Annotated in this window: 13 protein-coding genes; 6 read left to right on the top strand and 7 right to left on the bottom strand. The window is 58.6% G+C overall.

From position 1 onward, the window contains the following. The first annotated feature begins 17 nt into the window (after positions 1-17). Positions 18-1,022 (top strand): histone deacetylase family protein, encoded by a 1,005-nt coding sequence (locus KCG45_RS15015; protein ID WP_218318008.1) that lies wholly within the window; start codon positions 18-20, stop codon positions 1,020-1,022. A gap of 161 nt (positions 1,023-1,183) precedes the next feature. Then, entirely contained in the window at positions 1,184-1,384 is a 201-nt protein-coding gene (locus KCG45_RS15010; protein ID WP_218318007.1) for a hypothetical protein, read from the top strand. Positions 1,385-1,390: 6 nt separating this feature from the next. Here KCG45_RS15010 and KCG45_RS15005 read toward each other — a convergent pair whose 3' ends face one another. The 5 genes from KCG45_RS15005 to KCG45_RS14985 form a co-directional block, all read right to left on the bottom strand. Beyond that, positions 1,391-2,038 carry an inner membrane-spanning protein YciB gene (locus tag KCG45_RS15005; protein ID WP_218318006.1) on the bottom strand — a complete coding sequence of 216 codons (648 nt, stop codon included), beginning with the start codon at positions 2,036-2,038 and terminating at the stop codon, positions 1,391-1,393. Continuing rightward, positions 2,038-2,961 carry a signal recognition particle-docking protein FtsY gene (gene ftsY / locus KCG45_RS15000; RefSeq protein WP_218318005.1) on the bottom strand — a complete coding sequence of 308 codons (924 nt, stop codon included), beginning with the start codon at positions 2,959-2,961 and terminating at the stop codon, positions 2,038-2,040. Before ftsY ends, KCG45_RS15005 begins: the two co-directional genes overlap by 1 nt. Continuing rightward, on the bottom strand, positions 2,958-4,073 hold the full coding sequence (locus KCG45_RS14995; protein ID WP_439648938.1) for a MiaB/RimO family radical SAM methylthiotransferase: 1,116 nt from the start codon (positions 4,071-4,073) through the stop codon (positions 2,958-2,960). The genes ftsY and KCG45_RS14995 overlap by 4 nt, the downstream gene beginning before the upstream one ends. Before the next feature lie 71 nt (positions 4,074-4,144). Continuing rightward, on the bottom strand, positions 4,145-4,954 hold the full coding sequence (gene dapF / locus KCG45_RS14990; RefSeq protein ID WP_218318004.1) for a diaminopimelate epimerase: 810 nt from the start codon (positions 4,952-4,954) through the stop codon (positions 4,145-4,147). Between the two features lie 81 nt (positions 4,955-5,035). Continuing rightward, entirely contained in the window at positions 5,036-6,709 is a 1,674-nt protein-coding gene (locus tag KCG45_RS14985) for a putative bifunctional diguanylate cyclase/phosphodiesterase (protein ID WP_218318003.1), read from the bottom strand. 226 nt (positions 6,710-6,935) lie between these two features. Here KCG45_RS14985 and KCG45_RS14980 point away from each other — a divergent pair, with 226 nt between their 5' ends. Both KCG45_RS14980 and KCG45_RS14975 read left to right on the top strand, forming a co-directional pair. Then, positions 6,936-7,328, top strand: coding sequence for an EVE domain-containing protein (locus tag KCG45_RS14980; protein ID WP_218318069.1), 393 nt, complete (start codon positions 6,936-6,938; stop codon positions 7,326-7,328). A gap of 86 nt (positions 7,329-7,414) precedes the next feature. Then, on the top strand, positions 7,415-8,164 hold the full coding sequence (locus tag KCG45_RS14975; RefSeq protein WP_218318002.1) for an SDR family oxidoreductase: 750 nt from the start codon (positions 7,415-7,417) through the stop codon (positions 8,162-8,164). 15 nt (positions 8,165-8,179) lie between these two features. On the opposite strand, the gene KCG45_RS14970 is transcribed toward KCG45_RS14975, so the two are convergent. Then, the gene (locus tag KCG45_RS14970; RefSeq protein WP_218318001.1) at positions 8,180-9,838 is read right to left on the bottom strand and encodes a thiamine pyrophosphate-binding protein; all 1,659 of its coding nucleotides are present in this window, start codon (positions 9,836-9,838) and stop codon (positions 8,180-8,182) included. Positions 9,839-10,047: 209 nt separating this feature from the next. Here KCG45_RS14970 and KCG45_RS14965 point away from each other — a divergent pair, with 209 nt between their 5' ends. Continuing rightward, complete coding sequence (locus KCG45_RS14965; protein WP_218318000.1) at positions 10,048-10,239, top strand: hypothetical protein; 192 nt, start codon at positions 10,048-10,050, stop codon at positions 10,237-10,239. A 13-nt stretch (positions 10,240-10,252) separates the two neighbouring features. Here KCG45_RS14965 and KCG45_RS14960 read toward each other — a convergent pair whose 3' ends face one another. Next, complete coding sequence (locus KCG45_RS14960) at positions 10,253-11,641, bottom strand: MFS transporter (RefSeq protein ID WP_218317999.1); 1,389 nt, start codon at positions 11,639-11,641, stop codon at positions 10,253-10,255. A gap of 138 nt (positions 11,642-11,779) precedes the next feature. Here KCG45_RS14960 and pgsA point away from each other — a divergent pair, with 138 nt between their 5' ends. After that, positions 11,780-12,388 carry a CDP-diacylglycerol--glycerol-3-phosphate 3-phosphatidyltransferase gene (pgsA, locus tag KCG45_RS14955; protein WP_218317998.1) on the top strand — a complete coding sequence of 203 codons (609 nt, stop codon included), beginning with the start codon at positions 11,780-11,782 and terminating at the stop codon, positions 12,386-12,388. Positions 12,389-12,519 lie beyond the last annotated feature (131 nt).

Here is a 12,519-nt window from a genome sequence, read left to right as displayed (position 1 = left end):
CAACCTGGTTTGGACCGATGCAGATTTTTTTCGACGACCGTCAGTGCCTTCATGATCCCAAGCGCGAGCTCCACAATGGCGATTGGACCGATTATTTCGAATCCGCATCTCGGGCACGCGCCATCGGCTCGACTGTTGGCAAGGCCGACGCGCCTGGCGATTTCGGTGAGGCACCTATAGCGTCCGTGCATTCACCAGAATACATCCAATTCCTGAAGACAGCCATGACACGCTGGCGCGAAGCCGGGCGGAGCGGCGATGCCATTGGGTATGTCTGGCCCGTCGTGCGGCGCCGCGCGCTCCAGTTCGGGCGCATCGATGCTGATCTCGGGCAATACAGCATGGACGCCTCGACACCGCTCACCGAGGGCACTTGGGAAGCAGCGTATTGGAACGCGCAATGCGCGATTGCTGCCGCCAACACGGTTCTTTCCGGTGACAAGTCCGCTTTCGCACTGTGCCGTCCGCCAGGTCACCATGCCGGGCGCGACTACCTCGGCGGGTATTGCTACCTCAACAATGTCGCGATTGCCGCCCAGCACGCGCTGGATAACGGGCGAAAGCGGGTCGCGATCCTCGATGTGGATTACCACCACGGCAACGGAACGCAGGACATCTTCTGGGACAGGGGCGATGTCCTGTTCGCCTCGCTACACGCAGATCCAGCAACCGACTTCCCGTTCTATTGGGGTCATGCCGATGAACAAGGTGAGGGCGCGGGTGCGGGCTCGACGATGAACTATCCCCTTCCACGCGGGACGAAAATCGCTGGCTATCAAGAAGCTTTGCGTAAAGCGCTGGAAAGGATCGAGCAATTCAAGCCCGAGATGCTGCTCATCAGTTTTGGCGCTGATACATTTTCGCAGGACCCGATTTCGCACTTCGAGCTGCAAGCCGGCGACTACAGCTTGATCGGGAGCGATATTGCGGCGCTGGGTCTGCCGAGTGTGATCGTGATGGAGGGTGGTTACGATCTCGAGACGCTGGGGCAAAACACGGCCGAATTTCTCTCGGCCTTCTGACCACGCTCCGATCTGGTGCAAGCCTGGTCGCGCCACCATGGCCTGTGCTTCGCCGTCCTGCAAATACCCGATTTGTAACGTATTCCCGACTTGGAACGTAACACCTCGCATCGGTCTCCTTTCCCTTTTGGAGCGGAAACCTAGTGACGAGGGATTATGCAATGACTTCTTTCCGAGTATTCGCCCAAGGCCCCGCCGAGCAGAGCAATGGCCATCGCAGCTATCTGACTCCCGTGGGTACTTGCCGCACAGTAGACAATCAGGAACTGGTGGTTTCCGCGATGCTGCAGGAACGCGCTCGCCGCGCTCTTTATGCCGATTGCGACCGCGCACCTCTCGGCTGGGAAATCGTCGCCCACTAAGCGCGTCTAAGCTGTTGGAGGTTCGTCCTTCACCACGTCTTCCTCCTGTCCGACATCCAAACCGTGTTTGAGCAGCATGGGTAGCTGGGAGAACGTGAAGAGGAATGTGAGCGGAAGAAACACCCATAGCTTGGCCCAAAGCCAGCCTTCGAAGGTCATGTTGGCGACCAAGGCCTCGTTCAACCCTGCAAGGATCAGGAAAAATACGCCCCAATTGCGCGAGAGTTTGAGCCAGCCTGCGTCAGAAAGCCCCTCGAAAGCTGCCTCAAGCAGGATTTTCAACAGCGGACGCCCCACGAAGAAGCCGACCAGAAGAGCGACGCCAAAGACCGCATAGATAATCGTCGGCTTCAATTGCACGAAGCGCGGATCGCCAAAGAATATCGTCAGCGCGCCAAAGCCCAAGATTAACGCGGTCGAGAACCAGAGCATTGGCGAAATCTTGCCCAGCCGCCACTTCGAAATGATCAGCGCACTGACCGCGGCAACCATGAACGCACCGGTGCCATACATGATGGCGAGTAGCTCACCTGCAGGATTGGGATTGTCGGGCGCATTGAGGCGATACACAGCCAGGAAGACCAGCAGCGGGCCGTAATCGACCGCTACATTCAGCCAGCTCGAACCGGCCTTTTTCGCTTCGCTATCTGCCATCAGGCCACCCCTGCTATCACACGCGCCACAAGATCTGGATCGAAGGCCCGCAAGTCTTCCATTTTCTCGCCCACGCCGATTGCGTGGATCGGGAGGCCGTATTGCTCGGCCGCCGCGACAAGCACGCCGCCGCGCGCTGTTCCATCAAGCTTGGTCATTATGAGGCCGGTTACGCCCGCGACCTCTTTAAAAACATCGATCTGCGACAGCGCATTCTGCCCATTGGTCGCATCCAGCACCAGTACGACATCATGCGGTGCTTCGGGATTGAGGCGACCAAGGACGCGGCGGATTTTTTGAAGCTCGTCCATCAGCTCACGCTTGTTTTGAAGGCGTCCTGCGGTGTCGACGATCAGCGCGTCGATGCCCGTGTCGGTTGCCTGCTTTACCGCATCGAAAACGATACTTGCCGGATCGCCGCCTTCGGGACCGCGGACAAGATCGACGCCCGCGCGCTCCGCCCATGTCGCGAGCTGGCCGATGGCCGCGGCGCGGAAGGTGTCGCCCGCTGCCAACAGCACTCCGTAGTCATCTTCCGTGAAAAGATGCGCGAGTTTCGCGATCGTGGTCGTTTTGCCGGATCCGTTGACCCCGATCACAAGGATGACCTGAGGACGAGGGAACGCCGTCACTTCTAAAGGTTTCGCGACCGGGCGCAGGATGTCCGCGATTTCCTCGGCTACAGCCTCTTTCAGCCCGATCTGGGTTATCTGCGCTCCAAGCCGCTTCTCCGCCAGACGCCCGCGTATGCGTGACGCCGCCGACGGTCCAAGGTCCGAGATGATGAGCGCATCTTCAATTTCGTCAAGCGTCGCGTCGTCGAGCTTTCCTCCTCCGGTGATGCCGGTGAGGTTCTCGGACAAGCGGTCAGACGTTTTGCGGAAGCCGCCGAGCAGCTTCTCGCTCCATCCTGCATCGCTCATAGCAGTTGCCCTTCTTGGATGCCGCGCACCCTCATGTTCACTATTTCGCCTGCCTCTACCCCCTCTGGCACAGTAGCGCGAGCATAGCTTGGCGAATAACCGGTACCGTCGCGCTCGGCCAGAATGGGCAGCTTTTGTCCGACGAGGCTGCCAAGCCACTCCGCGCGAACTTCGCTCACGGCATGGCGCAATTCGGCGGCACGGGCCTTGATCAATCCGCGGTCATGCGGGGGCATACGTGCAGCCGGTGTGCCAGGGCGCGGGGAGAAGGGGAAAATATGACCATGGACGATTTCGAGCTCGCGAATAATCGAGACGTTCTCGGCGTGATGTCCGGTGGTTTCGGTTGGGAAACCCGCCATCAGGTCTGCACCGACGGCGATGTCTGGACGGCGCGCTTTCAGGCCGCGGACCAGGTCGACGGCATCGGTGCGCCGGTGGCGGCGCTTCATGCGCTTGAGGATGAGGTCAGCGCCGTGCTGAAGCGATAGATGCAGATGCGGCATGACACGCGTGTCGCTGGCGAAGAGCTCGGACAGTTCTTCGTCGATTTCGACTCCATCCAGCGAAGAAAGGCGCAGGCGGGTGAGCGCGGGAAACGCGTCCAGTATAGCAGCAACGAGTGCGCCGAGCTGGGGGGTGTTCGGTAGATCGTGACCCCAGGACGTGAGGTCGACGCCGGTCAGCACCACCTCCTTCGCGCCAAGATCGAGATGCTGCTCAATCTCCTTCAGAGCGTCGGCAACAGAGAGCGAGCGGCTTTTACCGCGGCCCTGCGGAATGATGCAGAAAGTGCAGTCGTGATCGCAGCCGTTCTGCACCGCGATGAAGGCGCGGGTCTTGGTCGGTGCGAGCGGAGCTGCGTCGGCCGGCACATTCCACGCTCTGGGGTCGAGTTTGGACCTATTTGCGATCAAGCCGTCGACTTCGGCCATTTCCGCAATCTGATTGCGTTCGATGTCGGCAGCACAGCCAGTGACGATGAGACGCGCCTCTGGACGCGACCGGCGAGCCTTGCGAATAACCTGGCGGGTCTGACGGACGGCTTCTGACGTGACCGCGCAAGAATTTATGACGACGACATCGCCCGCATCCGCCAGCATCGCACGCATACGCTCGCTTTCGGCGATATTGAGACGGCACCCGAGCGAGATAATCTCAGGCTTGATGTCCACAGGCGCGCTCACGCGTAGTCGTCCCACTCAAACGTGCCTCGAAATGCCTCTGCCGCAGGTCCGGTCATGCGGATCGTCCCGCCCGATTTCCATTCGATAGTTAGATCGCCGCCGGGCAACGTAACTGTCACCGGGCTTTGGGCGACAGCTTTGCGGATTGCAGCGACAGCGGTTGCGCAGGCACCGGTGCCGCACGCACGCGTCAATCCGGCACCCCGTTCCCACACATGCAACTTCAGGTGGTTCTCGCCAACGAGGCTAGCGACATTCACGTTGATGCGTTCGGGAAAAAGCGGGTCGTTTTCGATTAGGGGACCAAGAGCGGTGAGATCGATCGCATCCGCGTCGTCGACGAAGAAAACCGCGTGCGGATTGCCGATATTGACCGCCATGGGCTGTTGTAACGGCTCCCACGCCACCGGCATCGCAGCAGTATCGACGGCGTAGGCAAGGGGGATCGCATCCCAATCGAAGCGTGGCGAGCCCATATCGACGCTCGCGCCTCCAGCGGTCGGCTCCAGCGAGATATTGCCACCCGCAGTTTCGACTGTGGCCGCTTCGCCATGTAGCAAGGCGACCGCCCGGCTCGCGTTGCCGCACGCCTCGACCTCGCCGCCATCGGCATTGAATATGCGCATCAGGAAGGCGGCGCTCTCGCTCCTTTCGAGGACGATCAACTGGTCGCAGCCGATCCCCTCCCGCCGGTCTGCAATCCTCGCAGCCATCTTGCGGCTTATGTCAGGCAAGGCATCCTCGCGCGCGTCGAGCACGACGAAATCGTTACCGAGTCCGTGCATTTTGATGAAGGATACGCGCATAGCTTGCGCGCATTTATGCATGGTCAACCGCTACGTCTAGTGTGGCTCGACAGACTGTCTGCAAGGTGGCGCGCGCGCCTTTCAGAAACTCGCTTGTCTTTTCGAGACTTCGATGAACTCAGATCCGGAGGACGGGACTGGCTCCGCTGCGGGTTCCGAGGCTTTCGACAGTCGCCCGATTTTCTTCAGCCGGGCGCAGACCTCTTCTGCAGTCTCCGGCTCGCCGTAGAGAAAGCCTTGGCCCTTGAGGTTGCCCATATCCTTCAAAGTGGCCAAAATCTCTTCGCTCTCGATACCTTCAGCGGTGATAGGCAGGCCGAGCCCGCGTCCTAGCGAGATAATCGCGTCCACGATCTTGCTGCACCCTTCCGATCCGCGCAGTTCACGAACGAATGACCGGTCGATCTTGAGACGATCGAAGGGTAGCGACCGGAGCTGTTCGAGACTCGAATAACCGGTCCCGAAATCATCTAGACTGATTTTCACGCCCTGGTTCCGAAGGCTCGTGATCGTCGATCTCACCATGCCCACATTCTCATGGAGGCAGCTTTCGGTGATCTCTATTTCCAGCCTGTGCGGCGGGAAATTGCTGGCTACGAGTTGCTTCAGAAGTTTTTGTGCGAACCATGGATCGCGCAGCTGGACCGGTGAGATATTGACCGACAATGTGATCGCTTCGTCCCAATCCTGAGCGTCTTTGAAAGCGCGATCCATCAATTTTTCGGACAGTTCCGCAATCATCCCGATTTCCTCGGTAATCGGAATGAAGACCTCGGGGCTGACAAGGCCGAGCTGCGGCGATTCCCAGCGCGCGAGCATTTCGAAGCCTGCCAGTTCTCCGGTCTCGAGATCGACCTGTTGTTCGTAATACGGGACAAACTCGTCTTCGATGATTCCGCGGCGGATGCCGAGTTCGAGCTCATTGCGAAAGCGCAGCTCGTTTTCCATGCTCGCCTCGAACCAGAAATAGCGATTCTTGCCCTGTTTTTTAGCGTGGTACATCGCAATGTCTGCGCGGTGCATGAGCTGCGTTGCATCGCCGAGTATGGGACTTAGCCCCGCTTCCTCGTGATCCGTCGCAACCCCCATCGACATGGTTGCATCGATGACGAGGTTACCCAGCCGGAACGGAAGGATAGCCTGATCGAACAACCGAATGACTAGATCATCAATCCGACGCCGTTGATACGGGTCATATGCGATGACGAATGCGAACTCGTCGCCGCCTAGGCGCGCAAGGATAGCCTCATCGGGCAATTCGTCCTTGAGCCGCTTTGCGAGCAGGACGAGCACCTGGTCACCGATCGAATGGCCATGCATGTCATTGATCTGTTTGAAATTGTCGAGATCGATCATCGTGTACGCGACTGCCTGGCCGCGATCGTTTGCCAGTTCGCGCAGCCGCTGCGTTGCTGCTGTCATGCTGCGACGATTGAGACAGTGCGTGAGCGGATCGATTTCCGCCAGTTCGCGGGCCTGGCTCTCGGCGCGTTTGCGCTCGGCAATCTCGTGGGCGAGTTGGCGGTATCGGCGCCAGCCGAAGATAATGAGAGCGATGTTGAGCAGCAGAGCCGAGGCAAGCAGACGGTCCGGTCCCTTGCCATCGGAAAATACAGCGTCGATCACGCTGGGCAGGATCGAGCCCCCGGTTCCGACGAAAAGAATGATGGCGGCCGTTGCAATGCCGAGCGCCACGAAGTCCTTCTCGGCTTTGCCGAATGCTTTATTCTCGATCTCTTTTGCGTCCACTGCCATCTCACCCGAACCGTCTGCGGTCGATCCCTCCCCGATGATCGGGTTGCCCCCACAAGAAGTGCAAAATCTGTGCTGGTATGAGTGGATCCAATAAAAATCGGGTTAATTGAGCTGCATGTCCCGATCAGGGCTGGTGGGTGCGCCGTGAGAGGGCTAAATCCCGAATATATTTTCGACCCATTTAGGAGTGCCACCCGTGACCAGATCCGCCCGCAACTACTGGCTGATGAAATCCGAGCCGTTCAAGTACAGCTGGGACGACCTGGTCGCTGAAAAAGAGGGCACTTGGGACGGAGTGCGTAACCATATGGCGAAGAACAACCTGGCGGCGATGAAAGTTGGCGACGAGGCCTTCTTCTATCACTCAAGGGAAGGGCTGGAGATCGTTGGTATCTGCGAAGTGAGCGTCGCTGGAATCACCGATCCCACCGATGAGACTGGCAAATGGGCGGCAGTAAAAGTGAAGCCAAAGCGTAAGTTCGAAAATCCAGTCACGCTCAAACAGATCAAGGCCGAGCCTAAACTGGCCGACTGCGAACTCGTCCGCCTGTCACGCCTGTCCGTCGCGAAGATTAAGCCGGCCGAATGGGACATGATTTGCAAGATGGCTGAAGGCTGATTACGGGGACTTCCGAAAAAAGCTTGGAACTTGCCTGACGAATATCTCGTTGGTTTGAAAACAGATATCAAATCATCGGAGCAATCATGAGCAGGTTCGAAAACAAACGCATTCTTATCACTGGCGGCACGAGCGGTATGGGGCTTGCCGCTGCCAAGATGATCGTGGACGAAGGCGGTGAGGTCGCGGTTACTGGCACCAGCCAGGACCACCTCGACGAAGCAGGTCGGAGCCTGCCTTCGGGCTCACTTGTCCTGCGAAACGATGCGGCCGACCCCGCTGCCGCCAAGGAGCTTGGCGATAAGGTCAAGGATCAGATGGGCACCATCGATGGACTTTGGCTGAATGCCGGATATGGCAAATTCGGGCCGAATGATGCGATGGACGCCGACTTCTTCGACCATATGAACAACGTGAATGTGCGCGGTCCCGTGCTCCAGATGGCTGAGCTGATTCCGGCTTTAAACGACAATGCCTCGGTCGTCGTGACATCTTCAGTCTCTCCCTATCTCGGGCAGGCTGAAGGTGCAGTTTATGCAGGGACCAAGGGCGCGGTGACCGGATTGACCCGTAGCTGGGCGGCGGCGCTCGCTCCCAGGGGCGTCCGCGTCAACTCCATCGCGCCGGGTCCGATCGATACGAATTTCATGAACGGTATGGGTCTTTCCGAAGAGGAAAAGGACCAATTCTTGGATCAAATCCAGTCAGCGGTTCCGCTTGGCCGGCTGGGTAGTGCCGACGAGGTTGCGCAGGTGGCGTTGTTCCTGCTGTCGGACCAGAGTTCGTACGTCACCGGGTCGCAATATATGGTCGATGGCGGCATGACGATGCGGTAACTTCGATGTCTGCGGTCAGCGAGCGCGCAGCCCGCTGACCGTCGCGCCGCTGGCAGCGAGCTGCTCCACGTCGATCTTCATATGGATCAACCTGAGGCCAATGCGTTCTTTCGCTTCGATAAGCGCTTGGCGGAATTCATCGGTCGTCGATACCGCCTTGCTCCATGCACCGAAGGCTGCGCCCAGCATTGCGAAATCGGGGTTTGAAAGCTGAGTGCCAGATATCCGTCCCGGATACTCGCGCTCCTGATGCATCCGGATGGTGCCGTATGCGCCGTTATCGACAATTAACACCAGCAGGTTCGCACCGTGTTGGGCGGCGGTAGCGAGTTCTTGCCCGTTCATGAGGAAGTCCCCGTCGCCTGCCACGGCAATCACCGTGCGTTCCGGCTCGCGGAGGCTCGCTGCAACTGCGGCGGGCAACCCATAGCCCATCGCCCCTGCCGTAGGCGCGAGCTGGCTCGGATAGCCGCTGTAACGCCAATAGCGATGCCACCAGCCCGCGAAATTGCCCGCTCCATTGCAGATGATGCTGTCGGCGGGCACGACTTCACGCATGGAGGAAACGCATGCTGCCATATCGAGCGCTGGTGGATTGTCGGGCGTTCTTGCCGCTGACCATTCTTCCCACTCAAGGTGAGCTTCTCCACCGGCATCGAAGGGGATGATCGAATGATCTTCCCAGAGCGCAGCAGTTTCAGCGAATTCGTCGACCGCGCAGCATAGCGCGAGCTCTGTCTTGTAGACGCGTCCTAATTCTTCCGGGTCGGGATGGACATGGACGAGGAACTGGTCAGCGTGCTCGAGCGTGGGGAGTTCGTATCCGTCGGTTGTGGCTTCGCCCAATCGTGCGCCGATAGCGATCACGAGGTCGGATGATTTGACCCGTTCAACCAACTTGGGATTCGGGCCATATCCCAGATTACCTGCATAGACCGGTGAGGAGGGTGCAATCGCATCTTGTCTGCGAAAAGCGGTTGCGACCGGCAGGCCAATGCTTTCCGCAAATTGCTGGAAATGGTCGCGCGCCTTCGCATTCCATCCGGCACCTCCGATGATCGCAATGGGACTGGCTGCATCGGCGATCAGACCAAAAAGGGTTTGCATCGCATCGGGACAGGCCGCTTGCGCAGGGCGCGTGACCAGCGGTCTCGGTGCGATTGCCGAGTCCACGGGATCGCACAACATGTCCTCGGGCAGGGCGATCACAACCGGCCCGGGGCGACCGCTGATTGCTACCGAATAAGCACGCGCAACGTATTCTGGAATGCGCGAAGGGTCATCGATACGCGCGGCCCATTTGCAAATCGGCCCGAAAAACGCCTCGAAATTGATCTCCTGAAACCCTTCCCGGTCGCGCATTCCGCGCGCGACATCGCCAACGAAAAGGATCATCGGCTGCGAATCCTGATGCGCGACATGCACGCCGATACTTGCATTTGTTGCGCCCGGCCCGCGTGTCACGAATGCGACGCCAGGGCGCTGGGTCATCGCTCCGTCGGCGCATGCCATAAATGCCGCCCCGCCTTCCTGCCGGCACGTGACAGTTTCGATTTCCGTGTTCTCGTGCAGCGCATCGAGCACTGCAAGGAAGCTTTCGCCCGGCACAGTGAAGATGCGGTCGGTCCCCTGTTCGGCAAGACATTCGACCAGCAGTTCAGCGGCGCTTTTCACGGATGAATTCTCCCATAGGTTATGTGCCGCCGCGCTTAGACCCAGCCGCGTGTGCGCGCAACGTACCGCCGCATTCAACACGAGGTGGTTAGCGCAAGGCCCGTTCTGTCCCACTGTGCGACAGATGAAAAGAGGTCCGGCACCAAGGGGTTAATAAATCGTTAAAGCCGCGTATCCTCACTATCGGGACGCAAGGAGTCGAGAGAACGATGCGCAGAAGCCTGGTGCTAACGAATGAGACAAATCGTCATCCGTTTCGGAAGACTTTGCCGCCGCACGTAGCCAACGACATCATCGACATTCCGGCAGAGAGCCTCTGGCGGCTGACGACGAATGATGTTCGCGGTTTCGCTAGCGCCTATGTCGCGGCAACAGCGGCAATTCTGGTGTTTATCTTTTGATCTAGGCGGCGCTTCAAGCTGGTGCGAGCGCTGCTCGTTCGGCATTGAACAGCAACCTGCCGAGCCATGCAGAAATTAGCGACATGGCGGCTGCGAGCAACAATTGCTCCGCGACCGGGATGCCCACCGTAGTCATGCCGATGGCGATGAGCGAGCCTACAACCATCGACAGCGAATTGACTATATTGTTGGCTGCAATCGTCCTTGATGCGGCATCATGCGCACACCGGGTCGTCAGGAAAGCGTAGAGCGGCACCACGAAGAACCCGCCTGCGGTCGAGATACCCAACAGCATCAGCATCAACGGGATCGCAAGCGGTTCCATCATGAACGCGCCCACGCCGAGCAGCTCGCCGGCAGCGTTGGGCGACCACGCCTTGGCAACGAGATAGAACCCGATCACGAAAACGCCCATCACGACGACTGATGCGGGTGAAAACCGAGCGGAGACTTCGCCTTTCAACAATGCGTTTACGCCGACCGATCCGATGGCAATGCCGATGGAGAAGATGACGAGAAAGAGGCTGGCGACCTCCTTGCTAGCCAACAATTGGTTTTTCGCCAGCGGCGGGAACTGGATGAAAAGAACGGCGCCGATGGTCCAGAAAAAGCTGATGGCGATAATCGCGAGAAAAATCTCGCGGTTGTGCATGGTATCGCGAACAAGCCGCCAGCTCATGACTGCCTGATCAGCAACAGCGACAGGTGCATATCCCAGCCATCGAAGGACCGGATTGCGCACTTTTTTCGCATAGGGTTCGAGCAGTGGATAGTGCATCTCGTAATCGCTCTGCGGGGGAGCATCGGGCACCCAGCGGCTGACGAAATATCCAGCGACCGCCGTTACGATGATCAGGACCATCGCGATCTCGACATAGATAAATCCGGCCAGGATCGTGCCGGTCAGGATTGCAATGTACGTGCCCGCTTCGACCAGCCCGGTGCCCGGAAGGACTTCGTCTTTTTTGAGGTGCTGCGGCAGGATCGCGTACTTGATCGGGCCAAGGAAGGTGGATTGAGCCGCCGCCAGGAAAACGACAAACAGCAACAGCGGGATCGCGAACATGTGAACCGCTATTCCCTGCCACGCCATGAAAAGCCCGGCTGCGCCCAGTGTGGCCCAGCCGATCTCGCAGAGCTTAACGATACGGATGATACGCGCCTTGTCGCGTGTATCGGCCAACTGTCCCGCCAGGGCGGACAGCAACACGAATGGCAGGATGAACACCAGCGAAGCGAGACCGCTGAAAAACGCCTCGTGCTTTTCCGAATTGTATACCGAATACACAACGAACAGGACCAGTGCGGTCTTGTAGAGATTGTCGTTGAATGCGTTGAAAAACTGGGTCGCCATTAAGGGCAGGAAGCGCTTGGAGCGCATGAGGTGCGTCGTAGTGGTCATATCAGAATGTCGAAATCGCTCCTCGATTTCTTCACATAGCGAACGCGCTCACATGCACAAGGGTGATGACAAGAGCGTTCACAAGCGGTGCGAGGAGCCTTTTACGCGGTCGAAAGGGAGGTTAGAGCGGTAGGCGCTATGTTGACTGTGCCCAACATCCTGACTCTTTCGCGCATTTTCGCGCTTCCGTTACTGGCCTTTTTCCTGTGGTGGCCGCAGTGGCAGCTCGGATATGCGATCGGCTTCGCTCTGTACTGCCTGATCGCGATAACCGACTTCTTCGATGGCTATCTGGCTCGGGCGCAAGGGACGGTGTCGAAACTCGGCATCTTCCTTGATCCCATTGCGGACAAGATCATGGTGGCCACCGTGATCCTTATTCTGACCGCCCAGGGGTACTTGCGCGGCCCATATGTCGGGGACTTTCACGTCATTGCAGGGCTTGTCATCCTGATGCGCGAAATCGCGGTGTCGGGACTGCGCGAATTTCTTGGCGGGTTGCAGGTATCTGTTCCCGTTTCCCGGCTCGCCAAGTGGAAGACGACGTTCCAGCTGATAGCCCTCGGTGCTCTTATCGCGGGCGGCGCAGTGCACGGCCAGCCGTGCCAGTCGTTAGGTGTTCCATGCACAACCCTCACTGAAAGCTGGATACATATCGTCGGACTGGTCAGCCTTTGGACCGCGGCCGTGCTCACCTGTGTCACCGGCTGGGACTACCTAAGGGTGGGCCTCAAACACATGGATTGAAGCGGCCGTAGATGAGTCTCAGCGCAACGCGATAAAGCTTCAACTCGGCGCGACATCACTAATCTTTCGCGGACGGGGTGAAACCTTTCCGGGGGTTCAGCACTAATTGGTTAGACATAACCGATGCTGGA

Origin of the sequence: Erythrobacter ani (assembly GCF_019204025.1) — a bacterium.
Classification (GTDB): domain Bacteria; phylum Pseudomonadota; class Alphaproteobacteria; order Sphingomonadales; family Sphingomonadaceae; genus Erythrobacter; species Erythrobacter ani.
Note: the sequence above shows the minus strand (reverse complement) of the source record. Positions and strands in the feature narration are given on the sequence as shown.

Bases quoted from the DNA above. Each gene is read 5' to 3' on its own strand.
- KCG45_RS15015 (WP_218318008.1), top strand. From the start codon at position 18: ATGCAGATTTTTTTCGACGACCGTCAGTGCCTTCATGATCCCAAGCGC.
- ftsY (WP_218318005.1), bottom strand. From the start codon at position 2,961: ATGAGCGATGCAGGATGGAGCGAGAAGCTGCTCGGCGGCTTCCGCAAA.
- KCG45_RS14980 (WP_218318069.1), top strand. From the start codon at position 6,936: ATGAAATCCGAGCCGTTCAAGTACAGCTGGGACGACCTGGTCGCTGAA.
- KCG45_RS14960 (WP_218317999.1), bottom strand. From the start codon at position 11,641: ATGACCACTACGACGCACCTCATGCGCTCCAAGCGCTTCCTGCCCTTA.
- KCG45_RS14975 (WP_218318002.1), top strand. From the start codon at position 7,415: ATGAGCAGGTTCGAAAACAAACGCATTCTTATCACTGGCGGCACGAGC.
- dapF (WP_218318004.1), bottom strand. From the start codon at position 4,954: ATGCGCGTATCCTTCATCAAAATGCACGGACTCGGTAACGATTTCGTC.
- pgsA (WP_218317998.1), top strand. From the start codon at position 11,780: ATGTTGACTGTGCCCAACATCCTGACTCTTTCGCGCATTTTCGCGCTT.
- KCG45_RS14965 (WP_218318000.1), top strand. From the start codon at position 10,048: ATGCGCAGAAGCCTGGTGCTAACGAATGAGACAAATCGTCATCCGTTT.
- KCG45_RS15010 (WP_218318007.1), top strand. From the start codon at position 1,184: ATGACTTCTTTCCGAGTATTCGCCCAAGGCCCCGCCGAGCAGAGCAAT.
- KCG45_RS15005 (WP_218318006.1), bottom strand. From the start codon at position 2,038: ATGGCAGATAGCGAAGCGAAAAAGGCCGGTTCGAGCTGGCTGAATGTA.
- KCG45_RS14985 (WP_218318003.1), bottom strand. From the start codon at position 6,709: ATGGCAGTGGACGCAAAAGAGATCGAGAATAAAGCATTCGGCAAAGCC.
- KCG45_RS14995 (WP_439648938.1), bottom strand. From the start codon at position 4,073: ATGCGTGCGATGCTGGCGGATGCGGGCGATGTCGTCGTCATAAATTCT.